This window comes from Methylomonas sp. 11b (assembly GCF_000515215.1).
Classification (GTDB): Bacteria; Pseudomonadota; Gammaproteobacteria; order Methylococcales; family Methylomonadaceae; genus Methylomonas.
In genome coordinates this window covers 1,609,770-1,634,238 of sequence record NZ_KI911557.1, presented here as the reverse complement: position 1 = coordinate 1,634,238, position 24,469 = coordinate 1,609,770, and the positions used below count along the sequence as shown (strand labels likewise).

The window sequence follows — 24,469 nt, the reverse complement described above, 5'->3', positions numbered from 1 at the left end:
CCTCGATTGCATCGAGGCTACATTATTGTTATTTCACGATCTGAAGAGCCGCGAATACTGCATTTCATGGCGGCTGCTGGCTAACGCCAAACCAAAACAACTGCCGCCGATCTCGGCGTCGTTTAGGTTTAAAGCACGTTCCACTAAAGCCGGCAACTCGCCGGCTAGATTTTTTAATAGCCGTTGTCCGGCCACCTGGCCCAATGGGACTAGCTTGACCGCACACAACACCTGATTCTCCAGCCAGCCCCACAAATAACCGGTGACGGCGTCCTTTTTGCTGATTTGCCAGCGGGCCGCTGCTAGGGCAAACAAGGTCGCCAAAGTAGCATCCGGGCGTTTTAGCCAGGCATCGGCCTCGGGCAATTCCAGATTGACCAGCAAGCGGGCCAGGGCCTGGCCGGTTTGTTTGTCCTCCGCACGCAACTCGGCGGTTTCCCGGCAGGCGGTCAGGGTTTGGCTCCAATGATCTATGGCGGCCATATCGTTCTCATGCCAGGCATCATAAAGCCGCGCTAAAATCGGCGCATCGACCAAGCCCAAACCGTTTTGCAGCAAGCCGTGCAGCCAGTCGGCCACTTGCTCGGCGCTGGTAAGCCAGCCATCGTCTACCGCCCGCTCCAGCCCTTGCGAATAGCTGTACATGCCAATCGGCAAGCCGGGGCTGACCAGTTGCAACAGCCTTAACAGCGACAAATCAGTGACCATGGCTATGATACGCGCCGCTTTCTGGTTCGAAGGGCAGGGTGTGATGCTCGACCGTCAACCCCAAACCCACCAGCATCTGATCAAGCACATGATCGGCCAGGTAACGCAGTTCATCCGGCAGAATTTGCAGGGCGATATGGCGGTTGCCCAGGTGGTAACAGGCCTTGGCGAACAATAATTGGTCGCTGCATTTGACCACCGATAATTGCTCAGGCGCTGCGTCGATGCGTACTTTAAAGCCTTGGCCGTTGGTGAGGATTGCGCCGTGCTTTAGGGTTTGGCCCCTGGGCAGGAACACGCCGACTTGGATACCGCCTTTGGTGGTCGCCGGTTGCCGGGTTTTTTGGCGGGCCTCGAAGGGGAGGGTTAGGGTGTCGTCAGGGGTTTCTTCGGTATTGGTGGTTTCGGTGAGTTTTAGCATTGTTTTATTTGGTTTTGTAGGTTGGGTTAGGCGTTAGCCGTAACCCAACACGACGGCTATTCCGGTTTTTAATGTCTTTTGTTTATTTGGTGTCGCTGTCGCAACGGATGTTTTATAAGTCGGTTCGCGGACCGCGACAACCGCGATACTTTCTTTTGCTTGGCCAAAAGAAAGTATCCAAAGAAAAGGCCACCCGGAATTCCGCCTTAATCATGCGCTTTACGAAAACCATCCATGGTTTTCGCCCTCCGGGCCAGCCTATCGGCTGTTCAAATTTGCTCCAGGCAAATTTGTCGCTTTTGGCGAGGGTTTTCGGAAGGGGCTTCCCAGCCCCTCCGAAAACGAGCGGCATCCCTGCCGCTCCCCTTCGGGCTGATCTCGCCAAAAGCTGCGATGCTCGGGGCGGAATAACGGGAGAAAAACCATCCCAAATTCATAAGTAGACCGTAAAAACGTAGAGGCCGGTAGGTCCGATTAGCGAAGCGTAATCGGACGTATGTTAATCATCTCCATCCACGGCTATATCCAAATCCCCAGCCCAATTTGCCGAATAAACCCCTTTTTCAATATAGCGATGAAAACTGGAATACGGCCAATCCTTAACTCGGGTAACTAACCCATGTTTAAGCGGATTAACGTGCACATAATCGACATGGCGTTCGAAATCTTGCTCGTCACGAATGCAATGCTCCCAAAAATGCCGCTGCCAGATTCCACGCTCACCCGCCATTTTACGCACATTCGACCGATACTCCGTTTTCGGCAATGCCCTCGAAAATCTGCTTTTGATCAATCGCCAACGCTTGCTGAAATCCGCATCACCCGGTGGCAGCGTCCAGACTGCATGCATGTGTTCCGGCAACACTACCCACGCGTCGATTTGGAATGGGTAGCGATTGCGTACCGTCCGCACCGTTGCCCGCAACAAATCGATTTCGCGAACTAATAAATCGTTGTTTTTACGCTCCAGCAAATTCACCGTAAAAAACCATGTGCCACCGGGAATAAATGCGCGTCGGTAATTGGGCATGGTTTATTGCGTTTTTAAATATCGTTTGGTTTAACATTCGTCCGATTACGCTGCGCTAATCGGACCTACGCGGGCTTATCCACCAAAGCAATTTTCATAGGTAAACTCGGCCAATTTTTTAATATCATCCGTAATAGAAACATTTTGCATATGAAAGTGACCTATCATATTGTCGTCACAAACCATTAACGGCTTATTTTCTCCGTCTTTTTCTAAAATACAATAAGCTCCATAACCTCGTGATGCGTTAGGTCTAGCGGTGCGTACCACTATGAGAGTGTTGCAATCTGTTATCTTTCCTTCGTCGCGATAAACTAAAGCTTTATTAAAGGACTCCAATCTAAAATCTGCGTATGGGACTTTTAATACTTCCATTTTATTAAATTCGTCTTGGTTACCGATTGTGATATTCAGTAACTCCTCTTTGTTATAGAATGAAATTAACTTTTCTATTTGCTTTTTGTAAGCAAGCTCCAAACATTCGACATCAGAGCACAAATCCCTTTCCTTAATCCAGATCTTTTGAACATTGGATATTATTGTTTTATCGGTATATACATCCACATTTCTTATCAAATTGCTATATATATTTCCCATTCGCTCATCTAATTCGGAAATGGCTGAATTATCGCAAATATAGTTTTCGATTTTAGTTGTCGACTTTTGACAGTCAAAGCTTGCTGCATTAGCATTGAAAAAAAACAAATTAATGAATAAAAAAAACAGTTTCTTCATGTTGAAGTATCCAAAAAATGTAGCCGAGTGTTGGCACAATTTAGCCCAGTAGATACCGTCTTAAACCCGCTCATGCAAGGGAAAAATTAGGATCAAAAGGTTTACCGGATTTCAAGATAGCGAAAGCCAGATGAATGAGCTTACGCATGGCGGCGCAGACAATGAGCTTGCCGTTTTTGCCATTAGCTTTGAGTCGTTGGCATTGGACGCGAATGGCTGGATTATGTTGCCAGGCGACCAAAGCGGGTAGATAAAGCGCTTTGCGCAACCGAGCGTCACCGGTCTTGGCAATACGCGTTTTGCCCTGCCATTGTCCTGACTGTCGGATGGCGGGTGCGAGGCCGGCTTGGGCCACGACTTGTTTGGCGTTGGCGTAGCCATGGTGAGGACTTAAGGCCACGAGCAAATAGGCGGTCGTGGCGGGGCCGATACCCGGAATGGAGGTCAGCAGATCGCTTTGCTGCTTGAGATCGGGATCCTTATCGACATGGTCTTGGATGGCTTGACGGGTAGCCTTCAGTTCGGCCGCCAATGTTGCCAGTACAGTGTTGATGGAAGGGACAATAGCGGTATCAGCTGTCTCCAGTCGGTTTTGCTCCATGCGCTGCATCTCCAGCAAGTGCTCCAAGCGACGCGTGAGGGCTTGCAACTGGCGCAGATTCGCGGGTAGCGGCTTCCAGGCAACCAAGTCGGCTTGCAGGGCATAGCGGGCAATCAGCTTGGCGTCGGCCTTATCGGTTTTGGCGCGGCTCAGCTCGCTTTTTCCGAAGGCATGAATTTGAGCGGGGTTCACCACGCTGACGAAGTAGCCACCGTCGGCGAGAAACTCTGCCAGGGGCAGGCCGTAAGCGCCAGTGGCTTCCAGGCAAAGGCGCCGGTCGGTGTCGCCAAAACCGTCTAGCCAAGCGGCGAACGCGGCAAAGCCCTCGAGGTTGTTGGCGAACTTGGCATGTTTATATTTGCCTTCGGCGAGCCGGGCTACGTCGAATTTGAGCTTGGCAATATCGATGCCGATGATAGTAGAAGTCATGAGCGCTATCTCTGGGTAAAAATGACAAACTTAGACTGCTTGATCAGAATGGACACTCGCAAAGTTCAGCCTTATGAATACAGGGTCAAGGCGAACCAAGCCCTTAGAATACCGTTCGAACTTTAAAGTGAGTGCGGGCGATGGAGAGAACTATCTACAAGGCAGGCTTTCAAGCCTCAGGGTGGGCACGTCTTCCCCATCGCCCCCCGATGATCAGTCGGGGATTCTGCCGCTTTTTTCGGTCAGAATCGAGATATAAGGGTGGGCACGATTTAGTGCCCACGCGGAATTAAAGCCCAATGGTGGGCAAAATTGCCCACCCTACGCCTCAAATTTAACCGTCCAATCCATACGTTTCCTTATCTACCACAACGGGGTTTATCCCCTGATTTCGCGCCGAGGAGGTATGCTGGTAGAGCAACGCGAAACCCAGCAATATAGGCCAAAGCTGGGTTTACACGATGGTTTCAACCCAGCCTACCAAAACACAGCTGCTATACACAATAACCGTTGGAGTGGACTATTCCCGTTATTCCGCCCCGAGCATCGCAGCTTTTGGCGAGATTAGGCCGTAGGGGAGCGGCAGGGATGCCGCTCGTTTTCGGAGGGGCAGGAAGCCCCTTCCGAAAACCCTCGCCAAAAGCGAGAAGCGCAGGATTAAGGCGGAATTCCGGGTGGTCTTTCTTTTGGTGACTTTTCTTTGGCCAAACAAAGAAAAGTCACTCGGCTGTCGGGCCGAGACCCGACATATAAAACACCCGTCGCGCCAGCGACACAAAAACCCAAAACCCAAAACCCAGCAAAGCTACGTCCACATAAAAGTGTGAAAAACCTCACACTTCTCCAGTCAACAAGTTAACAGAGAACACCCCCCGATTTCCCTAAATTAACACCGTCCCCGCTAATTACGCCGCCAGCAAAACAGCAGCGTAAATGCCGCCGGACATGCTGCCCTTGAATTTCAAAGTAAGCCAATTTCTACCCGAGAAGCAAGTACAGCATTGATTCATCCACTCGCGTGTTTAATTTGTTTAATTTACAAAAGGTGAAGGTCATGAAAACAATCAAAAATCTATTCTTAATGCTATCTGTCGTTGCCGCTTCCATGTTCGGTGCCAGTGCTGCCAATGCGGCGAGTTGCAGCGGAGGTTGGACCTATGTATCCGGCGTCTACGAATATAATGTAAACGGTACGACATACGGTTATATCTACACCGTGCCGGAACACAACGTACTGCCAGCCTATACCAACTATTTCGTAACCTATAACAAAGAGGCTTTGATTCAGGCCAAAATGGCGCTGCAAAACCATCAAAGTCTGTATTTGTATGGCGACTCAGGTACTGCTGCCTGCCCAACCACCGGATCTTACCGCTACCTGGGCACTTTAACTTATCTGTACGAATATTAATCGCGGAATCCGATCATGCGGAATCTTTGGTCTGATTTATCCGGCCGAGATTCCGCTCCGAACAAACTCAACCTAGGTCACGATCATGAATAAACTTGTCTCAATACTCGGTGTGGCTAGCGTTTTTGCGAGCGGATATTTTGCCGGTCAGCAATTCCCCGGTCGCGGCGAGAGCCAGCGGGCGGCGCTGCCGGAGAATACTGCTTCAGTTTCCGCGCCTGTTATCGCAGTGGGCGCGAACAGAAAGCTCGATATTCCGCCGGCAAACGCCGCAATGTCTCCGGACACTCGATTACCCCCGCACGAGCGGCAGCGGCTGGCGCTCGCCAATAGCTTGTCGCCCGAGGATGAGGCGGCGCGTAGCGAAGCCAATACCGATATGATTGCGTCGATGCGAGCCAATCACTTACCGGAAGAGCAGGTTGCACAGATGGAGCAGACTCTGAAAGAACAAGAGTCAGCCGCAGCCGTTCAGCCTGAAGAACCGGTAGTGGAACGAACCAGCGCGGAATTGAGTGCTGAGTTGCGCGAAAGCCTAAAGCAATCCGGTGCTCCGCCGGAAATCATCAACGCCATGGCTCAGCAAATCGAAGCCGGCGCTACCACCACGGATGAACCGGTTCTACCGCACAAAAACCATACCCCAGGTTCCTAGTTTCAACTGATGGCGAATGCCGCCTCGCTGCCGCTTCATACAGTTTGTTTTCGGCAGGGCCACGGATGGCTCTACCGAAAACCCTGGCCCTTCTCAAAACAAAAAATACCTCTGCGCCATCGGCAACACCACTGCCGGTTCGCAAACCAGCAACTCTCCATCCGCGCGTACCTGATAAGTCTGAGGACAAACTTCCATCACCGGCTGGTAGTCGTTTAATTTCAAATCCGCCTTGCCAATGGTTCGGGTGTTTTTCACGGTACCTACCCGTTTTTGTAGCCCCAATTGCTCCGCCAAGCCGGAAGTCACCGCCGCTTGCGGCAAAAAGATCATTGAAGTATTCGCGGCGGTGCGGCCAAAACTGCCGAACATCGGCCGATAATGCACCGGCTGCGGGGTGGGGATGGAGGCGTTGGCATCGCCCATCGGCGCGGCGGCGATTAGGCCGCCTTTGATGATCAGGCTGGGTTTGACGCCGAAAAAGGCCGGTTGCCACAGTACCAAATCGGCCAGTTTGCCGGATTCGATGGAACCTACTTCATGGGCGATGCCGTGGCTGATAGCCGGGTTCATGGTGTATTTGGCGATGTAGCGCTTGATGCGGAAGTTGTCGTTATGTGCGCCCTCACCCCCAGCCCCTCTCCCGGAGGGCGCGGGAGAAGAAAGGTGGCCGCGCTGCGCCTTCATCTTGTGCGCGGTTTGCCAAGTGCGGATCACCACTTCGCCGACCCGACCCATCGCTTGCGAGTCCGAGGAAATCATCGAAAACGCGCCGAGGTCGTGCAGGATGTCCTCGGCGGCGATGGTTTCGCGGCGGATGCGCGATTCGGCAAAAGCCACGTCTTCCGGAATGCTCGGATCAAGATGATGGCAAACCATCAGCATGTCCAGATGCTCATCGACGGTGTTGACCGTGTAAGGTCGGGTTGGGTTGGTCGACGAGGGCAACACATTGCCCAGGCCGCAAGCCTTGATGATGTCCGGGGCGTGGCCGCCACCGGCGCCTTCGGTGTGGTAAGTGTGGATGGTGCGGCCCTTGAAGGCGGCGAAGGTGTCTTCGACAAAGCCTGACTCGTTTAAAGTGTCGGTGTGGATCGCCACCTGCACGTCGTAGTCCTCTGCCACGCTCAAGCAGCAGTCGATCGCTGCCGGCGTGGTGCCCCAGTCTTCGTGCAGTTTCAGGCCCATTGCCCCGGCCTGGATTTGTTCTTCCAACGCACCCGGCAGGCTGGCGTTGCCCTTGCCGAGCAAGCCAAAGTTCATCGGTAACCCGTCCAGCGCCGTCAGCATTTGTTGCAGATGCCAGGGCCCCGGTGTGCAAGTGGTGGCGTTGGTGCCGGTGGCCGGACCGGTGCCGCCGCCGATCATCGTCGTCACGCCGGAGCACAGTGCTTCCTCGATTTGCTGCGGGCAGATGAAATGGATGTGCGCGTCGATGCCGCCGGCGGTAAGAATCTGGCCTTCGCCGGCGATGACTTCGGTGCCGGGACCGACGATGATGTCCACGCCGGGTTGAATGTCCGGATTACCGGCCTTGCCGATCTTGAAAATGCGTCCGTCCTTAACGCCGACATCGGCTTTGACGATGCCCCAGTAATCGATGATCAGCGCATTGGTGATCACCAAATCCACGGCCTGATCGTTGCCCAACTGGCTTTGGCCCATGCCGTCGCGGATCACCTTGCCGCCGCCGAACTTCACTTCGTCGCCGTAAACGGTGTAATCGGCTTCCACTTCCAGAATCAAATCAGTGTCGGCCAGCCGCAAGCGGTCGCCGGTGGTGGGGCCGAACATGTCGGCATACGCCGCTCTCGAAATCTTGCTCATGCGGTTTTCTCCAATGCGCCCATTACCTCACCTCTAAAACCATAGACTTTGCGTTCACCGGCAAAAGCCACCAACTGTACCTCGCGCTGCTGGCCCGGTTCGAAACGCACCGCCGTGCCGGCCGGAATATCCAACCTAAAACCCAAAGCCACGCTGCGCTCGAAATGCAGAGCCGGGTTGGTTTCGTAAAAATGATAGTGCGAGCCAACTTGTATTGGCCGGTCGCCGCTGTTGGCAACCAGGACTTTAACGGTGGCGCGACCGGCATTCAGTTCGATATCGCCGGCGGCAGGGAAGATTTCTCCAGGAATCATGCTTTGCTCCTATACGATGGGGTCGTGTACGGTGACTAATTTGGTGCCGTCCGGGAAGGTCGCCTCCACCTGCACCTCGGTCAACATCTCGGCGATGCCGTCCATCACATCGTCGATGCTTAATAGCGTGCGTCCATAAGCCATCAATTCGGCCACGGTCTGACCGTCGCGAGCGCCTTCCATGATCGCGGCAGAGATATAAGCCACGGCTTCCGGGTAGTTAAGTTTCAAGCCTCTGGCTTTGCGGCGCTCGGCGAGGAGGGCGGCAGTGAAGAGGAGGAGTTTGTCTTTTTCTCTTGGGGTTAATTGCATGGCGGTGCTTCTTAATTTGTGTCGCTAACGCGACGGTTGTTTTTAATGTCGGGTCTCGGCCCGACAGCCGAGATACTTTCTTTTGTTTGGCCAAAAGAAAGTATCCAAAGAAAAAGCCACCCCATGCCGCTTGTATCCTGCGCTCCGAAGGGTTTGAACGGGGTTTTCGGAAGGGCTATCCCTAGCCCTCCGAAAACGAGCGGCATCCCTGCCGCTCCCCTGCGGGCTGATCCGTCCAAACCCTTCGGTGCTCGGCGCGGCATCAGGGGAGCAAAACCATCCCGGAATTACAATTTGTAAAGTCTGAAGCAGTCGGACTGAAGAGAGAGTTTCGTTAGCCATTTCAAAAATCTTAGCGGCTATCATACAAAATGCCGCATACCGATTTCCGTCTCACCCGTGTTAACCATCAGATTGTTCAAACTGGAACCGGCTAATCATCTCAATTCGTTCAACCAAAGCTCCAAGATCAAGGCCATAGCCCCTGTTACTTGGGTTATTTGCAATGTTCACAACTTTTCTCGAATATTCACGCGTTTCCGGCGTGGCCGTTTCATCTGCCAAATTTCTTTGGTGGGTAACATAGGTTTCAGAGGACTCACTCCTCCCATATCGATCTACCTTCGCCGCAACTAAAAATCCTTCAATAAGCGCGCACTCGAAACTTTTGTAACGTAATGGCTCCGGCATCAATTCATAGAAGTAATCAATAATCGTTGTCTCCTTTTCCAATGGCGAAACATAATTTCTATATACCGCAGGGCGTTTGTTTTTAGTAATTACTAAAAAAGTCAATAACGCTGGATAAACAAATTCATTCTCCTTGGCAGTGCGTAACGCAAGATTAATGTTTGCCAATAGCTGTTCAATTTCACGCGGAGGGAGATTTAGACGTTCAGCCAACATCAAAAAGACATTTTCTAGGTGCTCTAAATCATACCGAAGCTGATCGTATTTCTTTCTTGGTTCATGGAGTTTATCCAATTCCAACGCTGAAAATAAAGCTTTTACATATCCTTTAATTTCAGGTCTTTTAAGCTGGTATTCAAAGTCAAAGAAGCGACGTAAATACGACTCTGAGTCGAAGTTATAGCCGTAGACGGCGCTAATCGAATGGCATAATTGAGATTTATCTAGTGAAAGTATAAATACTAAACCCTCTATGTTGAAAAGGTGCTTAATTCTTTCTAATAAAGATATTGCGTAAGTAGGTCGACAACGGTCAAGTTCATCGACAAAGATAACAATAGGTTTTATCTTCGATTCGGCGATTAATTTCGTTAATGCCTCATGAAATTCCGCGATGGCACTCTTTTGCCTGAAGTAGTCATTTAATATGTCGCCTGTTAAAGATTCCATTACTTTTGAGGCTTCATCTTCAATAATTTTTTCTGCGTCGATAACCCCAGCCGTTGCGATTTTGATCAATGCTGGAATGCCTTTTTTTGCCAATGTTGCACCAATATTTTTTGCACGTTCCCAAGCTTCGGTGGATTCCGCCGAAGAGCTGATCAATTTAGAAAGCCCATCGTTCATTTCTCCTAGAAATGAAATTAAAGGATCCTCCGAAAAATCGGTTGCCCAAGCGTTAAAATATAACGATTCAATTCCATTATTTTGCAAGAAAGCTTCCCACATTTTGATGAATGTGGTTTTTCCCGTGCCCCACGGCGAATCTATTGCCAATACGGCAGGTGAGTTAAGATTGGAAATCAGAGTAGACAGGTTTTCAATTTCTGGTTTACGGTTTAACAGATCTTTACTGAAAGGGTCGGTGGGATCAATTTGAAGATTCTGAAACTTTAAATTCATAGCTGTTTATTTATCACTGTTTAAGCTTATGGATGCTGAATAAAGTGAAGTGCATCGCTCGCGACAGATGCGACTCCTAACGTCGGCAGCATCCTACAATAAAACTTGAAACCCAAAATATAAACTTAGCCAATAATTTTTCTTCGCGCCACGGGGTTACCCCCCTTATGCCGCGCCGAGCACCGGAGGGTTTGGACGGATCAGCCCGCAGGGGAGCGGCATGGATGCCGCTCGTTTTCGGAGGGCTAGGGATAGCCCTTCCGAAAACCCCGTTCAAACCCTTCGGAGCGCAGGATCAAAGCGGCATGGGGTGGCTTTTTCTTTGGATACTTTCTTTTGGCCAAGCAAAAGAAAGTATCTCGGCTGTCGGGCCGAGACCCGACTTCTAAACGAGCCGTCGCGTTGGCGACACAAAAATCATGTCGCCCAAATCCTCGGCGCACAAACCGCCTTCCCAACAACATCCCCCCTAACCAACCCCCAAACCCTCTCAAAAAACCCCTTCAACAAATCCGCCCTAAGATCTAACCCCCGACAAATCAACAAACCCTCAATCAAAGTCACCCCGCGATTAGCCTCTTCGCCAATCAACTCCTGCACCGCCGCCAACTGCGAAGACGACGCAGGATAAACAAATAGCGTCCCGCACGCCGAATGCCCAAACAAACCCCAACGGGCTTGGAAGGCTTCGGCATCCAGGCGCAAGCGTTCCAAGTAAACCAATCGCCCGGTATGGCTAATGCGCCAGTTTAAGGTCGCTGCGCCGTTCTCGAAGCCTTCGCCGGCGGCTGGGCGGCCTAAAGCCAATATTTCCCAGCCGATGAAGTGGGCGCGTTCGGCCAAATCGATATTCATGCTGGAATTTAAGCGCGCACCTTCGTAAACGATGGTTTCCTGCGGCAGCCATTCCAAACTGGCGTTTTCAGCAACCTTGAGGTTGACGGATTGCTGCGCTTCGCCGCCACCGCTGCGATAAAACTTGCCGGCGGCAGGGGTGGTGATGAGTGCTTGGGCATCGTTTTCGACCATCGCTGAGATAGTCAAATGATCGCCTGCCACGACGCCGCCGGGTGGGTGCAGCAAATACACGTGGCAGACGCCGCCTTCCGGATAGAAGGGGCGTTGCACGGTCAACGGGCCGCGGTGGCTGCGGTTGACTAAGGCGGTTTTGGCGCCGCGTTGGCTAAAGCCCAGTATTAATTCGGCTTCCCACGCCGTGGTATCAGTTGAGGCCGCGGGATTGGCTGAAGCGACGCAGTTGGCTGGCATGGTGCGATTGGGTTACAAGTTTTTGGTCTTGGGCGCGATGGCCGAGTTTTCCGACAAAGGCGAATGCTGTGGTTTGTTTACGGCACGCTGTCGCATGATGTGCAATATAACCGGGCCGAACACGAATCCCAAAATTAAGATGCTGATCAGCAGGGTCGGTAGGTCCGGGATTTCAAACAAAGGATGCAGTGCGGCGCGGGTCAATTGCAATAGGTTGCCACCACCTTCCATCACAGCTTCGTAACTGGTATGTGCCTCGCTGCGCACTGACCACACCAATAACAAAGCACCCGCCGCCAGCAAAAGTTGTTCGGATTTCATCTTCCTTTCTCCCTGATCCTGCGTTGAATTAACACGATGGGCTATGCCCGTTTTGCAAATCTTCCTTTATGACCTTTAGGTTACTAGCCCCTCTTTTGCAAAGGGGGGAATATTCAGACTGTGAGGTAACGCTTGACCATATCATCGGCCAACTCGTCCATTGCACCGACCGCCACATGTCGGCCACGGTCCATGATGCAAAACTGATTAGCCACCTTACGGGCGAACGGCAGTTTTTGTTCCACCAACAACACCGTTACCCCCAGTTCTTTACGGATGCGGTCGATGGCTTGATGGATTTCGCCGGTTTCCGGTTTGGGAATCGGTGTCGCCACGCCACGCGATTTGTTCAGACGAATAATCACGTCGCCGATTTCGCTGACGATGTTGGGCTGGATGCCTTCGGTCGGTTCGTCCAGAATCAACAATCTGGGATTTAAGACCAAGGCCCGACCAATCGCCAATTGCTGCTGCTGGCCGCCGGACAGGTCGCCGCCACGGCGTTTCAGCATTTGTTTCAGTACCGGGAAAATTTCGAAGATGCTGTCCGGGATTTTTTTGATGCCGTGTTTATTCGCGGCGCGCAGGCCGGTTTTCAGGTTTTCTTCCACGGTCAGTAATGGAAAAATTTCCCGGCCCTGCGGCACGTAGCCTATGCCCAGTTCGGCGCGGGACTCGGCCTTGGCTTTGGCCAGTTCCACGCCGTCGAATTGGATGCTGCCGTCCGCTACCGGCAATAGGCCCATGATGGCTTTGAGTAGCGTGGTTTTGCCGACGCCGTTGCGGCCCATCAGGCAGACGCAGGCGCCGGCCGGTACGCGCAAATCCAGATCCCACAGAGTGTGGCTGGCACCGTAGTATTGTTGCAATGCGCTGATATTTAACATCATCCCCCCAGGTAAACTTGTATGACGCGCGGGTCGTTTTGCACTTCATCCATCGTGCCTTCGGTCAGTACCGAGCCTTCGTGTAGTACGGTGACTTTGCGGGCGATGCTGCGGACAAATTCCATGTCGTGCTCGACCACGACGATGGAGTGTTTGCCTTGCAAGGACAACAACAGTTCGGCGGTACGTTCGACTTCCTGATGGGTCATGCCGGCGATGGGTTCGTCGACCAGCATCACTTTCGGGTCTTGCATCAGCAACATGCCGATTTCCAGCCACTGCTTTTGACCGTGCGACAGCGCGCCGGCCAGTTGCCGTTGTTGGGCGGGCAGGGCGATGGTTTGCAATACATCCTGGATGCGGTCGCGTTGCTCGCCGTTGAGTTTATGAAACAAGGTCGGCCAGGTGCGTTTGTCGGTTTTTAAGGCCAGTTCCAGGTTTTCGAATACGGTCAACGCGTCGAACACGCTGGGCTTTTGAAACTTGCGGCAAATGCCGGCCTGGGCGATGGCCGGTTCGTCCAGTTCCAGCAAATCGATGGTCTGGCCGAAAAACACCGAGCCGCTGTCGGGCTTGGTTTTGCCAGTAATCACGTCCATCAGCGTGGTCTTGCCAGCGCCGTTGGGGCCGATCAGGCAGCGCAGTTCGCCGTCGTCGATGTATAGCGAGAGATGGTTCAGCGCCCGGAAGCCGTCGAAGCTTACGCTGACGTCTTCCATGTACAGAATCGGGCCGTGGCGGGCGTCGACCTCGCCGTCCAGCGGTAGGCTGGCGCCGCCTTCAGTGGTAGTTGCAGCCGAGATCATCATGCCGGTTGTCCTCCGGTAGCGTTAAGAGTAGGTTTGGGTTTGCTGCGACGGCGCAGCAGGCCGACGATGCCGTCGGGCATTAATAAGGTGACCAGGATGAAGGCACCGCCCAGGCAAAACAACCAGGCGTCCGGCATCAAACCGGTCAACACGGTTTTGGCGTAGTTCACCAGCACTGCGCCGATGATCGCACCGTACAAAGTGCCGCGGCCACCGACCGCCACCCAGATGACGATTTCCAGGGAGTTGAGCGGCGAGAATTCGCTGGGATTGATGATGCCGACTTGCGGCACATACAACGCTCCGGCCAAGCCGGCCAGCATCGCCGCAAATACGAACACCCAGAGTTTGAACAATTCCACCCGGTAACCCAGGAAGCGTACCCGCGACTCCTGATCGCGAACCGCCGTGACCACCCGGCCCAGTTTGCTGTTGACGATCCAGCGGCACAGTAACAGAGCGCCGATCAGGCTCAGGCCGGTCATCAATAACAACACCGAGCGCACAGCTTCGGATTGAATGTTGAAACCGAGGATGTCTTTGAAATCGGTGAGGCCATTGTTGCCGCCGAAGCCCATTTCGTTACGAAAGAAAGCCAGCAAAAGGGCGTAAGTCAGGGCTTGGGTAATGATGGACAAATACACGCCAGTGACACGTGAACGAAACGCCAGCCAGCCGAATACGAACGCCAGCAGGCCAGGGGCGAGGAATACCATCAGCATCGCGAAACCAAAGTTCTCGAAGCCGTACCAGTACCAGGGCAGTTCGGTCCAGTTCAGGAACACCATGAAGTCGGGCAATTCGGCGTTGCCGTATACACCGCGGGTGCCGATCTGCCGCATCAGATACATGCCCATCGCATAGCCGCCCAAGGCGAAGAATGCGCCTTGGCCCAACACCAGAATGCCGGCGTAGCCCCAGACCATATCTAGCGACAGGCCGAGTAGGGCGAAGGTGAGGTATTTGCCGATTAGGGATACGCTGTAAGCCGAGAAATGTAGGGCCGAGTCTTCGGGGAAGATTAGGTTACAGAGGGGGATTAATAGGGTGACGCTTGCTAGGGTGATTAGCACTGAAGCGTAGGTTTTGTCTTGGTTGAATATGTTCATTTCTATTCCGTTAAACCAAATTTGGTGTCGCTGTCGCGACGGTTTTTTGTAAGTCGGGTCTCGGCCCGACAGCCGAGGTACTTTCTTTTGCTCCGCCAAAAGAAAGTACCCAAAGAAAAGGCGGCCCGGATGCCGCTTTGATCCTGCGCGCCAAAGTTTTTGAATGGGGTTGACGGAAGGGGCTTCCTGCCCCTCCGTCAACGCGATGCATCCCTGCATCGCCCCTGCGGGCTGATCCATTCAAAAACTTCGGTGCTCGGCGCGGCATAAGGGGTTAAAACCATCAGCCGCCCGAATTTGCGTAATGTGGACAACTTTGCCCACCGTTGGCTGTGGGCTCGGCTTGGGCACTTATATAGTGTCCACCCTACGACTCTTATTCGAAATTACTTAAAATATTATTCAATTCTCTAATTTGTTGTTCAGCCATACCTGACTTGCAATATGTGTAGGATGATGCAACCCATGATGATGAACCTCCATTAATATCTGCCTTTACAGAGCAAAACTGTTCTCGATATTTCATCCAAGTCATTTGAGATACGACTAAATCATCAGCTTGTTTTTTATATGAATCGGACTTAGAAAGAATTTCTAATAACTTTTTATATGCAACATCTAGCTCTTTTTCTGCGGTTTCTAAAGATGATTTAGCATCACAGTCGGACCTTATTCCGCTACCTGTTGGAAGTTCGTCGCATTCATTTGAAAATGCGTTTGACGAAAATAACACTAGAGTAAATTGCAATACGATTAATCTCATTGGAAACCCCGTAACTTGAAATATGTTTCAACAGAGTTTAGGAGTTGTTTCCATGTTTTGTAAATCTTATAAACTTTCGCTTGTTCCAATTCGACGCATACAGGGATTCGCAGTTAGTTAAGCTATCGATCCACTTTAAATCTCGCTACGGGTTAATCCCCTCTGCCGCGCCGAGCACCGGAGGGTTTGAACGGAATAGCCCGTTAGGGGCGTCGCATGGATGCGGCGCGTTGCATGCAGGGGCTGGGAAGCCCCTTCAGGCAACCCCGTTCAAAACCGAGGAGCGCAGGGAATAAGCGGCAGCGGGGTGGCCTTTTCTTTGGATACTTTCTTTTGGCCAAGCAAAAGAAAGTATCGCGGTCGCCGGTCCGCGAACCGGCATTCAAACACCGTCGCGGCAGCGACACAAAAATTAAGATTCCGCCGCCCTCCCTTTCTGTGGAAACAATCCCCTCGGCTTCTTCTGAATAAACAAAATAATAAACACCAACACTAAAATCTTCGCCAACACCGCCCCCGCATAAGGCTCCAATACCTTATTGGCAATACCCAACGTAAATCCCGCTACCAAAGTACCGAATAAATTTCCCACGCCACCAAACACCACCACCATGAACGAATCCACGATGTAAGCCTGTCCCAAATTAGGTCCAACGTTGGTGATCTGACTCAAGGCCACGCCAGCCACGCCAGCTATACCGGAACCCAAGCCAAACGTCATCGCATCGACTCTAGCAGTAGGAATACCCATTGCCCTGGCCATGCCACGATTCTGAGCGACAGCGCGGACCTCCAGGCCTAGTTTGGTACGCTTCAGGATTTGCAGCAGCGCGGTAAACACCAGTAGGCAAAAGATCAGGATGTAAAAGCGGTTCCATGTTAGTGATAAAAAGTCGTTGATTTGCCAGGAGCCGCTCATCCACTCGGGCGTTGAGACGCTGCGGTTCAATGGTGAAAAGATCGAACGCACGGCTTGTTGCAAAAACAAACTCACGCCAAAGGTAGCCAGTAAAGTTTCCAGCGGTCTGCCATATAAAAAGCGGATGATGCCTCGTTCGATGGCTATACCGACCAAGGCGGCAACTAAAAACGCCATCGGGATCGACAGGATCAAGGCTGTGCCCAAATAATTCGGCATGATTTGTTGCATCACATAAGTGGTGTAAGCGCCCAGCATCATCAGCTCGCCGTGGGCCATGTTGATCACGCCCATTACCCCGAAGGTGATGGCTAAGCCAATCGCGGACAACACCAGCACCGCGCCCAAACTCAAGCCAAAGAACACGGTTTCGGCGACGGCGTAAGCTTGCATGCGTTCGCGGATTTTAATCAAAGCCGCTTCGGCCAGATTGCGCACGTCGCTGTCGGCTTCGACAAAATTACCGTCGGCATCTTTCTCGATAACCGCTTGCAGTTTGTTGACCACGTCCTGGCTGTCCAGGACTTTTAAGGCGGCGATAGCGGCTATGCGTTGGTCTTTTTCCGGGCTGTTGATGTCTTGCAATAACAGCATTTTGTTGATCGCAGCTTTGATGTTGGCATCGGTTTCGTTGGCCAGATGATCGCGTAATAAAATCACGGCTTTGTCGTCTATCTCATTGGCCAATGTTTGTACGGCGATCAGGCGCAACACCGGATCTGCGTCGTTCAATTGCAGCAACGCGATGGTTTTGCGCAGCACGCCGCGTAGCTTGTTGTTTAAATTGATTTTACCTACCGCGCCGCGCTCTACTTCCGCCAATGCCGCGCCGCTGAGCGGATCGCTCAGTTGGTAACCGGCGGCGCTTTCCTGCGCAAGGACCAGCTTGCCTTCCGCTTTGAAGTCGAACAGTTTGCCGTCCTGCAGGGCTTGCAATAGTTTCAGGTTATTGCTGTCGCCGCCCAGGGTTTCGATGGCTTGCTCGCGCTCCGTCATACTGCCTGTTCTGAGTTGCTCCAACGCGCTACCTGCCTCTTGGGCAAGGGCTGCGTGGGTATTGAGCAGCAGCATCGCCAGCAAGTAGCCGGTAAGTTTGAGAAGCTGTTTAAAAACGCCGCCGACTTTTAATCCGGTCTGAGTAGAAGCTGTAGTCATCATGCTCAAGAAGCTGTCCTTGGGGGAACGATAAGCCGGGTGTGAGCCGGGCGGCGTTTTTAAACGGGTTCTGAAATGGGGTGTGTGCATCGTCTGTCCTCTTTGGGGGGCGAGGCCCGCGGCATCCTGCCGTGAACCTCGCGGGTAACATCCGCTGTTAATAGTTCTGTCCTGAACACTTTTTGGTTTTGGTGTTGTAGTTGCCGCAGCTGATCGGCGCGGTCCAGTCGGCGATGATCGGTTTGCTGTCCGGCAGGAAGTCCGACCAGGCGTCGCCATCGACCAGTTTGTTGGTTTGCCAGACGGTGACGAATTGCCCGTCGTCTTGAATCTCGCCAATCAACACCGGTTTGCTGATGTGATGGTTAGGCAGCATTTTCGACATACCGCCAGTCAGGTTGGGATACTCGACGCCGATCAGAGCTTTTTGTACCGCGTCTGAATCCGTGGTGCCGGCTTTCTCGACCGCTTTCACCCACATGTTAAAGCCGATGTAATGCGCTTCCATCGGGTCGTTGGTCACGCGTTTCGGATTCTTGATGTAGTCCTTCCATTGCTGAATAAAGGCCGCGTTTTTGGTGGTATCCACGCTCATGAAGTAGTTCCATGCCGCCAAGTGGCCGACCAGCGGTTTGGTGTCCATGCCGGATAATTCTTCCTCACCCACTGAGAAAGCAATAACTGGGATTTTTTCGGCGGAGATGCCTTGGTTACCCAGCTCTTTATAGAACGGGATATTGGCGTCGCCGTTGATGGTGGAAACCACAGCGGTTTTCTTGCCGGTAGAGCCGAATTTTTTGATGTCGGCGACGATGCTTTGCCAGTCGGAATGACCGAATGGGGTGTAGTTGATCATGATGTCCGCCGGTTTAACGCCTTTGGATTTTAAGTACGCTTCCAGGATTTTGTTGGTGGTACGCGGATACACATAGTCGGTGCCAGCCAGTACCCAGCGTTGCACTTTCAAGTCGTTCATCAGGTAATCGACCGCCGGAATCGCTTGCTGGTTAGGCGCGGCGCCAGTATAGAACACGTTTTTAGACGATTCTTCGCCCTCATATTGCACCGGGTAGAACAGGATACTGTTCAACTCTTCGATCACCGGCAATACCGATTTCCGGGAAACGGAAGTCCAGCAGCCGAAGATGGATGCGACTTTGTCCTTGGTGATCAACTCGCGGGCTTTTTCCGCGAACAACGGCCAGTTGGAGGCCGGATCGACGACCACCGCTTCCAGCTTCTTGCCCAGCAAGCCGCCTTTTTTGTTTTGCTCGTCGATCAGCATCAACATGGTGTCTTTTAGCGTGGTTTCGCTGATCGCCATCGTGCCGGACAGGGAGTGCAAAACGCCGACTTTGATGGTGTCTTCGGCGCGGGCGGTCGATGCGCCTAGCAGCAGCGACGATAGCGCGGCGCCCAGTGCCAGTTTACGTAAGGGATTGCTCAGTAAATTCATCGTGATAGTCCTCTGTTATTAGAAAATTAAATTTGCCACTGGAAGCCGACCATGACTTGGCTGGCGTTCTCGCCGCTGGCGGTGGATTTGTAGTTCAAGCCTTTGGTCAACAAATCGCCGTATTGGTAGCTGGCGAAAATTTTGGCGTTGTGGCCGTCGATAATGTAGTTGACGCCGCCTTCGTAAACTTCGCGGTTGGGGCTGTTATCCGGCGACACATTCACGTAGCGCAAAAACGGTTGGAATTGGCCGATGCCGATTTTTTGCGGGAATAGATACATACCACTGACGTCGTAAGCGTTGCCTTCGAACATCGAGAACTGGGCCGGCGCGCCGACAGCGCCCTCTGCATCGCGGATGGCTTGGCTATACGGACCGGTAATGCCGTAGTTTTTGTACTCGCCGTTAAAAGTCACAACGCCGCCGCCCGGCAACACTTTTTCCATCAACACGTCCGCAGTAGTGCCACGGAAGCTGCCGGGAGAACCCAGCGCACCAGCGCCGTCTTCTTGATATTGGTTGGCGACGCCGACAGTCAGAATGTCGCCGCCTTTGCCGTAGTAAGTGCCGGAAGTGTAATAGCCGGGATTTTTCTCGACGTCCCAGAAGTTGTAGGCAAAGCGTTGTGCGTACATGATATTGTCATCGACGTTGGCACCGCCGCGCAGACCGCGGAAGAAACCGGCCGCATATTGGAAACGGCCGTCGAACACCGCGCCCCAGAAGGTGGCACCGTCGTCACGGCCGAATGAGCCGGCCGAGGTGCCGTCGGATTTGATGGTCAGGTTGTAGTCGGAAGGCTCGAACGGCGTGCCGGCGGAGAAGATGTTGTACACCGCGCTGTAGAAAGGGCCGTTCATCTCGCGGCGTTCGGCCGGGACCAGCATCCGGCCTACCCACAAGTTGGCGTAGGGTGTGACTTCGAATTTGCCGATCGCGTCCAGCACCCGCACTTCGCCGCCGTTGCCGCAGGTTTGGCAGTCGGTGTTGAATTCGACTTTCAGATATTTATGAATCTGGCCGTTGATGTATAAACGGATATTGTCCAGGTTGAAATCGTTGCTCCATTTGTCGGCGTTCGCGCCGACCGAGCCTTCCTGGGCGCGGAAGCTGGTCCGTAAACCGGCGCCGACGCTGACCCATTTGGTATCGTCGATTTTAAACGTTGCGCCAGCCTGCGCTTCGGGCGCCTGTCCCAGGCCGATGGCGCCCAAGGCCACCCCGCTCAGCAAGCCGATAGTCCGGCTGCTTAATTTTTGTGGGTTAAAACCAGTCATTTGCATTCCCCTTTATCTGGATTAAACAAACCATTGCCGGCGGCGATGGCGATTGAAAACGTCGGGGAGATTGTTGAATTTTGCCGGCAGCGCCACAATCGGGTAAATGACTCATCAGTCATTTGACGTATGGCCGGGAAATTGGGGTTTACGTAGAGTGCGGCTTAACTTGGGAGATTTACGATGACGAACAAAACATCCAATTTTTATGGTATTGCAGGCTGGTGTGGATTGGCATTGCTGCTGATGCGCCCGGTCTCGGCCGAGCCGGTGGCAGACGCCGTTAAACCGTTGCAGGCGATAGAATTTGTGTTGGCGGAAGACAATTTACGGCAATTTGCAACGCCGATTGACACCGCGCCGATAGCCGAACGAGTACGCGCGAATCTGACGGAATGGGAATTTCCGCTAGCAGACAAAGGCCCTTACAGCCACCGTTTGCAAGCCAAGCTGGGCAAAGTCTCCCACCGCGAAACCCCGGTGGGTTTTTCCTTTTCCAGCGGCAATTCCGATCCGCGCGCGACGGATTTTCAAAAAGCCGATGTGTTGCCGATTACTTGTACTTTGCGAGATGCCGGCAATCAGGCCGTTTTATTAGAGCGCGAATCGACGTTTAGCGCCCATGCCTTGGATAAAGATATATTGCCGGCGCGGATTGTCGATAAATTGGTCGATCAGATTGGTACCGCCTGTCTGGATGTGTTGGAACATGCGCCGCTACCGAAACAGGCCGGTCGCGTGAAAACCGAGCTGTTTAAACCCAAGTGGATGCCGGATGTGCGGGTGGAAGTGAGGGAAGTGTCCAGTGCGGTTGATGCGAATGGCGTAGCGCAGCCAGCTACTGTCGGCGACGAGCCGAAGAAGGAGATTATTATTCATAATCAGGGGACGCCGGTGATATTTCAGTTTGGGCATGAGAGGAAGTGATTGGTTGTCGTGCTCGCGGGGATGCGGGCATCTAGGGCCAGGGATGGTGGCTTTGATTGACGTGTTCCAGGGTTTGATGTCCATAAGCTGATCTTCGGTGCGGTCTGTTCCTTCTCCCTCAGGGAGAAGGCTAGGATGAGGGGGTAAGAAGGTGTCGCTATCGCGACGGCTGGTTTTAATGTCGGGTTCACGAAACACATCCATGTGTTCCGCCCTCCGGGTGCTTCGCATGCAAATCGGCTATCCTGCCGATTTGTCGGCCCGACAGCCGAGATACTTTCTTTTGCGTGGCCAAAGGAAAGTATTCAAAGAAAAAGCCACCCGACATTCCGCCTTGATCCTGCGCTTTACGAAAACCGTCCATGGTTTTCGCCCTGCGGGCCAGCCTATCGGCTGTTCAAATTTGCTCCAGGCAAATTTGTCGCTTTTGGCAAGGGTTTTCGGAAGGGGCTTCCCAGCCCCTCCGAAAACGAGCGGCATCCCTGCCGCTCCCCTGCGGGCTGATCTCGCCAAAAGCTGCGATGTTCGGGGCGGAATAACGGGAATAGTCCACTCCAACGGTTATTGTGTGTAGCTAAGGTTTTTTGGTAGGCTGGGTTGGAACAATAGTGTTAACCCAGCTTCGGCCTATATTGCTGGATTTCGCGAAGCTCCCTGTCTACGGTCTTAATCTAAATACCCGAAAAATTCATGACTAAATTCTATTCCTTCATCGGAAAATACCTCCCTGAAATTATTGCTTTGAGTTCCTCCGCTCTAGCGTTTGTTTCTGGTATTTATCTTGGTAATAATTTCGATATTATGTGGTTGAATAGAGCGGGAGCTCTAATAACCATCGTTGCCATTATGCTGGCTGCATCAAGGTTTCATGACGAAGTTGCAAATGAGTCATTAGAATACTTAAAAAGAAATCATAGCGCTTATAGCCTGCCTGCTTTGGATGAATTCGAAAAAGAAAACGGTGTGGCACTTTCAGACGACGAACATCACATATATGCTCTCAGAATCAAAAATATTATTCTTGAAAATTTGAATAACAAACAATGGTGCGTGGATTATGTCAGTTCAATTATCGAACCAGGTAAGCGCCGCATTAAAGTTTTGGAGTTTTATCTGGCTTGCTTCGGTACTTTTTTAAACGGGTTTGGCGATTATTTCCTTAATTTGCTGAAGGAACTAGCATCGTAGATACCGTCTTAAACCCGCTCATGCAAGGGAAAAATTAGGATCAAAAGGTTTACCGGATTTCAAGATAGCGAAAGCCAGATGAATGAGCTTACGCATGGCGGCGCAGACAATGAGCTTGCCGTTTTTGCCATTAGCTTTGAGTCGTTGGCATTGGACGCGAATGGCTGGATTATGTTGCCAGGCGACCAAAGCGGGTAGATAAAGCGCTTTGCGCAACCGAGCGTCACCGGTCTTGGCAATACGCGTTTTGCCCTGCCATTGTCCTGACTGTCGGATGGCGGGTGCGAGGCCGGCTTGGGCCACGACTTGTTTGGCGTTGGCGTAGCCATGGTGAGGACTTAAGGCCACGAGCAAATAGGCGGTCGTGGCGGGGCCGATACCCGGAATGGAGGTCAGCAGATCGCTTTGCTGCTTGAGATCGGGATCCTTGTCGACATGGTCTTGGATGGCTTGACGGGTAGCCTTCAGTTCGGCCGCCAATGTTGCCAGTACCGTGTTGATGGAAGGGACAATAGCGGTATCAGCTGTCTCCAGTCGGTTTTGCTCCATGCGCTGCATCTCCAGCAAGTGCTCCAAGCGACGCGTGAGGGCTTGCAACTGGCGCAGATTCGCGGGTAGCGGCTTCCAGGCAACCAAGTCGGCTTGCAGGGCATAGCGGGCAATCAGCTTGGCGTCGGCCTTATCGGTTTTGGCGCGGCTCAGCTCGCTTTTTCCGAAGGCATGAATTTGAGCGGGGTTCACCACGCTGACGAAGTAGCCACCGTCGGCGAGAAACTCTGCCAGGGGCAGGCCGTAAGCGCCAGTGGCTTCCAGGCAAAGGCGCCGGTCGGTGTCGCCAAAACCGTCTAGCCAAGCGGCGAACGCGGCAAAGCCCTCGAGGTTGTTGGCGAACTTGGCATGTTTATATTTGCCTTCGGCGAGCCGGGCTACGTCGAATTTGAGCTTGGCAATATCGATGCCGATGATAGTAGAAGTCATGAGCGCTATCTCTGGGTAAAAATGACAAACTTAGACTGCTTGATCAGAATGGACACTCGCAAAGTTCAGCCTTATGAATACAGGGTCAAGGCGAACCAAGCCCTTAGAATACCGTTCGAACTTTAAAGTGAGTGCGGGCGATGGAGAGAACTATCTACAAGGCAGGCTTTCAAGCCTCAGGGTGGGCACGTCTTCCCCATCGCCCCCCGATGATCAGTCGGGGATTCTGCCGCTTTTTTCGGTCAGAATCGAGATATAAGGGTGGGCACACGCTTTTTGTGCCCACGCGGGAAAACCACAACCCCCAATTTAATCGTCGAAAATTAACGATCAAAATGTCCCGTTACCGCCGTTCGCAAAATCCCGGTGCAACGTATTTTTTCACGGTGGTGACGTATCGGCGGCAGGCGATTTTATGCGATGAACCGATACGGGAGGCTTTGCGCAAGGCGATTGCAAGCGCTCGCGCGAAACGACCGTTTAACATCGACGCCTGGGTTTTGCTGCCGGATCATTTGCATTGTATTTGGACGTTACCGGTTGACGATGGAGATTTTGCAACCCGATGGAGCGTGATCAAACGGCAGGTGAGCGTGGTTTGTGGCGATGCATACTGGCGGGCCGAATGGATCAATGCATCGAAACAAAAACATAGGGAATCGACATTATGGCAACGCCGGTATTGGGAACATCAAATTCGCGATGAAACCGATTTTACCCGGCATATGGATTACATTCATTACAATCCGGTGAAGCATGGTTATTGCCACCAAGTCAGAGAATGGCCTTATTCAACGTTTCATCGATATGTTAAGGAAGGCGTTTATTCGATGGATTGGGGCGGTGATGGTGTTGATGATTTGGTTGCGGGGGAATGAGCGGTTTGTCCGCGTGGGCACAAAAAGCCGTGCCCACCCTACGCATCGGGATGGTTTTTGTCCCGTATGCCGCGCCGAGCACCGGAGCTTTTGAACGGATCAGCCCATAGGGGCGATGCATGGATGCATCGCGTTGCCGAAGGGGCAGGAAGCCCCTTTCGGCAACCCCGTTCAAAAGCGAGGAGCGCAGGAAACAAGCGGCATTCGGGTGGCTTTTTCTTTGGATACTTTCTTTTGGCCAAGCAAAAGAAAGTATCTCGGCCGTCGGGCCGAGACCC

The 24,469-nt window shown here is 52.5% G+C and carries 24 protein-coding genes; 5 read left to right on the top strand and 19 right to left on the bottom strand.

Features of this window, described 5'->3' with window-relative positions:
• Positions 1-33: 33 nt before the first annotated feature.
• The 5 genes from METH11B_RS0107695 to METH11B_RS0107670 form a co-directional block, all read right to left on the bottom strand.
• Positions 34-708 (bottom strand): urease accessory protein UreF, encoded by a 675-nt coding sequence (locus tag METH11B_RS0107695; RefSeq protein ID WP_026601528.1) that lies wholly within the window; start codon positions 706-708, stop codon positions 34-36.
• The gene (gene ureE / locus METH11B_RS0107690) at positions 698-1,129 is read right to left on the bottom strand and encodes an urease accessory protein UreE (protein WP_026601527.1); all 432 of its coding nucleotides are present in this window, start codon (positions 1,127-1,129) and stop codon (positions 698-700) included. The genes METH11B_RS0107695 and ureE overlap by 11 nt, the downstream gene beginning before the upstream one ends.
• A 499-nt stretch (positions 1,130-1,628) precedes the next feature.
• Positions 1,629-2,159: an REP-associated tyrosine transposase gene (locus METH11B_RS0107680; RefSeq protein WP_026601525.1), complete on the bottom strand. Its 531-nt coding sequence runs from the start codon at positions 2,157-2,159 to the stop codon at positions 1,629-1,631.
• Positions 2,160-2,234: 75 nt separating this feature from the next.
• On the bottom strand, positions 2,235-2,894 hold the full coding sequence (locus tag METH11B_RS27720; RefSeq protein WP_026601524.1) for a lysozyme inhibitor LprI family protein: 660 nt from the start codon (positions 2,892-2,894) through the stop codon (positions 2,235-2,237).
• Between the two features lie 70 nt (positions 2,895-2,964).
• Entirely contained in the window at positions 2,965-3,924 is a 960-nt protein-coding gene (locus tag METH11B_RS0107670; protein WP_026601506.1) for an IS110 family transposase, read from the bottom strand.
• A gap of 1,054 nt (positions 3,925-4,978) precedes the next feature.
• Between METH11B_RS0107670 and METH11B_RS0107665 the strand changes: the two genes are divergently transcribed.
• Positions 4,979-5,335 (top strand): hypothetical protein, encoded by a 357-nt coding sequence (locus METH11B_RS0107665; protein ID WP_020482657.1) that lies wholly within the window; start codon positions 4,979-4,981, stop codon positions 5,333-5,335.
• Positions 5,336-5,420: 85 nt separating this feature from the next.
• Entirely contained in the window at positions 5,421-5,990 is a 570-nt protein-coding gene (locus tag METH11B_RS0107660) for a hypothetical protein (RefSeq protein WP_026601522.1), read from the top strand.
• A gap of 93 nt (positions 5,991-6,083) precedes the next feature.
• Here METH11B_RS0107660 and ureC read toward each other — a convergent pair whose 3' ends face one another.
• From ureC to METH11B_RS0107590, 13 genes are all read right to left on the bottom strand, one after another.
• Positions 6,084-7,817 (bottom strand): urease subunit alpha, encoded by a 1,734-nt coding sequence (gene ureC, locus METH11B_RS0107655; protein ID WP_026601521.1) that lies wholly within the window; start codon positions 7,815-7,817, stop codon positions 6,084-6,086.
• The gene (locus tag METH11B_RS0107650) at positions 7,814-8,131 is read right to left on the bottom strand and encodes an urease subunit beta (RefSeq protein ID WP_026601520.1); all 318 of its coding nucleotides are present in this window, start codon (positions 8,129-8,131) and stop codon (positions 7,814-7,816) included. Before METH11B_RS0107650 ends, ureC begins: the two co-directional genes overlap by 4 nt.
• A gap of 9 nt (positions 8,132-8,140) precedes the next feature.
• The gene (ureA, locus tag METH11B_RS0107645) at positions 8,141-8,443 is read right to left on the bottom strand and encodes an urease subunit gamma (protein ID WP_026601519.1); all 303 of its coding nucleotides are present in this window, start codon (positions 8,441-8,443) and stop codon (positions 8,141-8,143) included.
• A gap of 402 nt (positions 8,444-8,845) precedes the next feature.
• Positions 8,846-10,255, bottom strand: a complete 1,410-nt coding sequence (locus METH11B_RS0107635; protein WP_026601517.1) for a P-loop NTPase fold protein — start codon at positions 10,253-10,255, stop codon at positions 8,846-8,848.
• A 417-nt stretch (positions 10,256-10,672) separates the two neighbouring features.
• A complete protein-coding gene (locus tag METH11B_RS0107625; protein WP_026601516.1) occupies positions 10,673-11,524 on the bottom strand; it encodes an urease accessory protein UreD in 852 nt (283 codons plus the stop codon).
• 12 nt (positions 11,525-11,536) lie between these two features.
• Positions 11,537-11,845 (bottom strand): hypothetical protein, encoded by a 309-nt coding sequence (locus METH11B_RS0107620; RefSeq protein WP_026601515.1) that lies wholly within the window; start codon positions 11,843-11,845, stop codon positions 11,537-11,539.
• Between the two features lie 113 nt (positions 11,846-11,958).
• Positions 11,959-12,732, bottom strand: a complete 774-nt coding sequence (locus METH11B_RS0107615) for an ABC transporter ATP-binding protein (protein ID WP_036277085.1) — start codon at positions 12,730-12,732, stop codon at positions 11,959-11,961.
• A complete protein-coding gene (gene urtD / locus METH11B_RS0107610) occupies positions 12,732-13,541 on the bottom strand; it encodes an urea ABC transporter ATP-binding protein UrtD (RefSeq protein WP_026601513.1) in 810 nt (269 codons plus the stop codon). The genes METH11B_RS0107615 and urtD overlap by 1 nt, the downstream gene beginning before the upstream one ends.
• Positions 13,538-14,650 carry an urea ABC transporter permease subunit UrtC gene (gene urtC, locus METH11B_RS0107605; protein WP_051426995.1) on the bottom strand — a complete coding sequence of 371 codons (1,113 nt, stop codon included), beginning with the start codon at positions 14,648-14,650 and terminating at the stop codon, positions 13,538-13,540. Before urtC ends, urtD begins: the two co-directional genes overlap by 4 nt.
• Positions 14,651-15,026: 376 nt before the next feature.
• Positions 15,027-15,413, bottom strand: a complete 387-nt coding sequence (locus METH11B_RS28425; protein ID WP_081733769.1) for a lysozyme inhibitor LprI family protein — start codon at positions 15,411-15,413, stop codon at positions 15,027-15,029.
• A gap of 412 nt (positions 15,414-15,825) precedes the next feature.
• On the bottom strand, positions 15,826-17,577 hold the full coding sequence (urtB, locus tag METH11B_RS0107600) for an urea ABC transporter permease subunit UrtB (RefSeq protein ID WP_026601511.1): 1,752 nt from the start codon (positions 17,575-17,577) through the stop codon (positions 15,826-15,828).
• A 67-nt stretch (positions 17,578-17,644) separates the two neighbouring features.
• On the bottom strand, positions 17,645-18,943 hold the full coding sequence (gene urtA / locus METH11B_RS0107595; protein ID WP_026601510.1) for an urea ABC transporter substrate-binding protein: 1,299 nt from the start codon (positions 18,941-18,943) through the stop codon (positions 17,645-17,647).
• 26 nt (positions 18,944-18,969) lie between these two features.
• Entirely contained in the window at positions 18,970-20,226 is a 1,257-nt protein-coding gene (locus METH11B_RS0107590; RefSeq protein ID WP_026601509.1) for a hypothetical protein, read from the bottom strand.
• Positions 20,227-20,403: 177 nt separating this feature from the next.
• Here METH11B_RS0107590 and METH11B_RS0107585 point away from each other — a divergent pair, with 177 nt between their 5' ends.
• Both METH11B_RS0107585 and METH11B_RS0107575 read left to right on the top strand, forming a co-directional pair.
• Positions 20,404-21,147 carry a hypothetical protein gene (locus METH11B_RS0107585; RefSeq protein ID WP_026601508.1) on the top strand — a complete coding sequence of 248 codons (744 nt, stop codon included), beginning with the start codon at positions 20,404-20,406 and terminating at the stop codon, positions 21,145-21,147.
• Positions 21,148-21,837: 690 nt separating this feature from the next.
• On the top strand, positions 21,838-22,335 hold the full coding sequence (locus tag METH11B_RS0107575) for a hypothetical protein (protein ID WP_026601507.1): 498 nt from the start codon (positions 21,838-21,840) through the stop codon (positions 22,333-22,335).
• Between the two features lie 18 nt (positions 22,336-22,353).
• Here METH11B_RS0107575 and METH11B_RS0107570 read toward each other — a convergent pair whose 3' ends face one another.
• On the bottom strand, positions 22,354-23,313 hold the full coding sequence (locus tag METH11B_RS0107570) for an IS110 family transposase (protein WP_026601506.1): 960 nt from the start codon (positions 23,311-23,313) through the stop codon (positions 22,354-22,356).
• Between the two features lie 335 nt (positions 23,314-23,648).
• Here METH11B_RS0107570 and METH11B_RS0107565 point away from each other — a divergent pair, with 335 nt between their 5' ends.
• A complete protein-coding gene (locus tag METH11B_RS0107565) occupies positions 23,649-24,191 on the top strand; it encodes an REP-associated tyrosine transposase (protein WP_026601505.1) in 543 nt (180 codons plus the stop codon).
• Positions 24,192-24,469: the final 278 nt, after the last annotated feature.

Excerpts from the sequence above, each read along its gene's own strand:
- urtA (WP_026601510.1), bottom strand. The coding sequence starts at position 18,943 with ATGAATTTACTGAGCAATCCCTTACGTAAACTGGCACTGGGCGCCGCG.
- METH11B_RS0107660 (WP_026601522.1), top strand. The coding sequence starts at position 5,421 with ATGAATAAACTTGTCTCAATACTCGGTGTGGCTAGCGTTTTTGCGAGC.
- METH11B_RS0107575 (WP_026601507.1), top strand. The coding sequence starts at position 21,838 with ATGACTAAATTCTATTCCTTCATCGGAAAATACCTCCCTGAAATTATT.
- METH11B_RS0107650 (WP_026601520.1), bottom strand. The coding sequence starts at position 8,131 with ATGATTCCTGGAGAAATCTTCCCTGCCGCCGGCGATATCGAACTGAAT.
- METH11B_RS0107680 (WP_026601525.1), bottom strand. The coding sequence starts at position 2,159 with ATGCCCAATTACCGACGCGCATTTATTCCCGGTGGCACATGGTTTTTT.
- METH11B_RS0107665 (WP_020482657.1), top strand. The coding sequence starts at position 4,979 with ATGAAAACAATCAAAAATCTATTCTTAATGCTATCTGTCGTTGCCGCT.
- METH11B_RS0107695 (WP_026601528.1), bottom strand. The coding sequence starts at position 708 with ATGGTCACTGATTTGTCGCTGTTAAGGCTGTTGCAACTGGTCAGCCCC.
- urtD (WP_026601513.1), bottom strand. The coding sequence starts at position 13,541 with ATGATGATCTCGGCTGCAACTACCACTGAAGGCGGCGCCAGCCTACCG.
- METH11B_RS0107615 (WP_036277085.1), bottom strand. The coding sequence starts at position 12,732 with ATGTTAAATATCAGCGCATTGCAACAATACTACGGTGCCAGCCACACT.
- METH11B_RS0107625 (WP_026601516.1), bottom strand. The coding sequence starts at position 11,524 with ATGCCAGCCAACTGCGTCGCTTCAGCCAATCCCGCGGCCTCAACTGAT.
- METH11B_RS0107590 (WP_026601509.1), bottom strand. The coding sequence starts at position 20,226 with ATGCAAATGACTGGTTTTAACCCACAAAAATTAAGCAGCCGGACTATC.
- METH11B_RS0107570 (WP_026601506.1), bottom strand. The coding sequence starts at position 23,313 with ATGACTTCTACTATCATCGGCATCGATATTGCCAAGCTCAAATTCGAC.
- ureC (WP_026601521.1), bottom strand. The coding sequence starts at position 7,817 with ATGAGCAAGATTTCGAGAGCGGCGTATGCCGACATGTTCGGCCCCACC.
- urtC (WP_051426995.1), bottom strand. The coding sequence starts at position 14,650 with ATGAACATATTCAACCAAGACAAAACCTACGCTTCAGTGCTAATCACC.
- METH11B_RS0107635 (WP_026601517.1), bottom strand. The coding sequence starts at position 10,255 with ATGAATTTAAAGTTTCAGAATCTTCAAATTGATCCCACCGACCCTTTC.
- urtB (WP_026601511.1), bottom strand. The coding sequence starts at position 17,577 with ATGCACACACCCCATTTCAGAACCCGTTTAAAAACGCCGCCCGGCTCA.
- METH11B_RS28425 (WP_081733769.1), bottom strand. The coding sequence starts at position 15,413 with ATGAGATTAATCGTATTGCAATTTACTCTAGTGTTATTTTCGTCAAAC.
- ureE (WP_026601527.1), bottom strand. The coding sequence starts at position 1,129 with ATGCTAAAACTCACCGAAACCACCAATACCGAAGAAACCCCTGACGAC.
- METH11B_RS0107670 (WP_026601506.1), bottom strand. The coding sequence starts at position 3,924 with ATGACTTCTACTATCATCGGCATCGATATTGCCAAGCTCAAATTCGAC.
- METH11B_RS27720 (WP_026601524.1), bottom strand. The coding sequence starts at position 2,894 with ATGAAGAAACTGTTTTTTTTATTCATTAATTTGTTTTTTTTCAATGCT.
- METH11B_RS0107620 (WP_026601515.1), bottom strand. The coding sequence starts at position 11,845 with ATGAAATCCGAACAACTTTTGCTGGCGGCGGGTGCTTTGTTATTGGTG.
- ureA (WP_026601519.1), bottom strand. The coding sequence starts at position 8,443 with ATGCAATTAACCCCAAGAGAAAAAGACAAACTCCTCCTCTTCACTGCC.
- METH11B_RS0107585 (WP_026601508.1), top strand. The coding sequence starts at position 20,404 with ATGACGAACAAAACATCCAATTTTTATGGTATTGCAGGCTGGTGTGGA.
- METH11B_RS0107565 (WP_026601505.1), top strand. The coding sequence starts at position 23,649 with ATGTCCCGTTACCGCCGTTCGCAAAATCCCGGTGCAACGTATTTTTTC.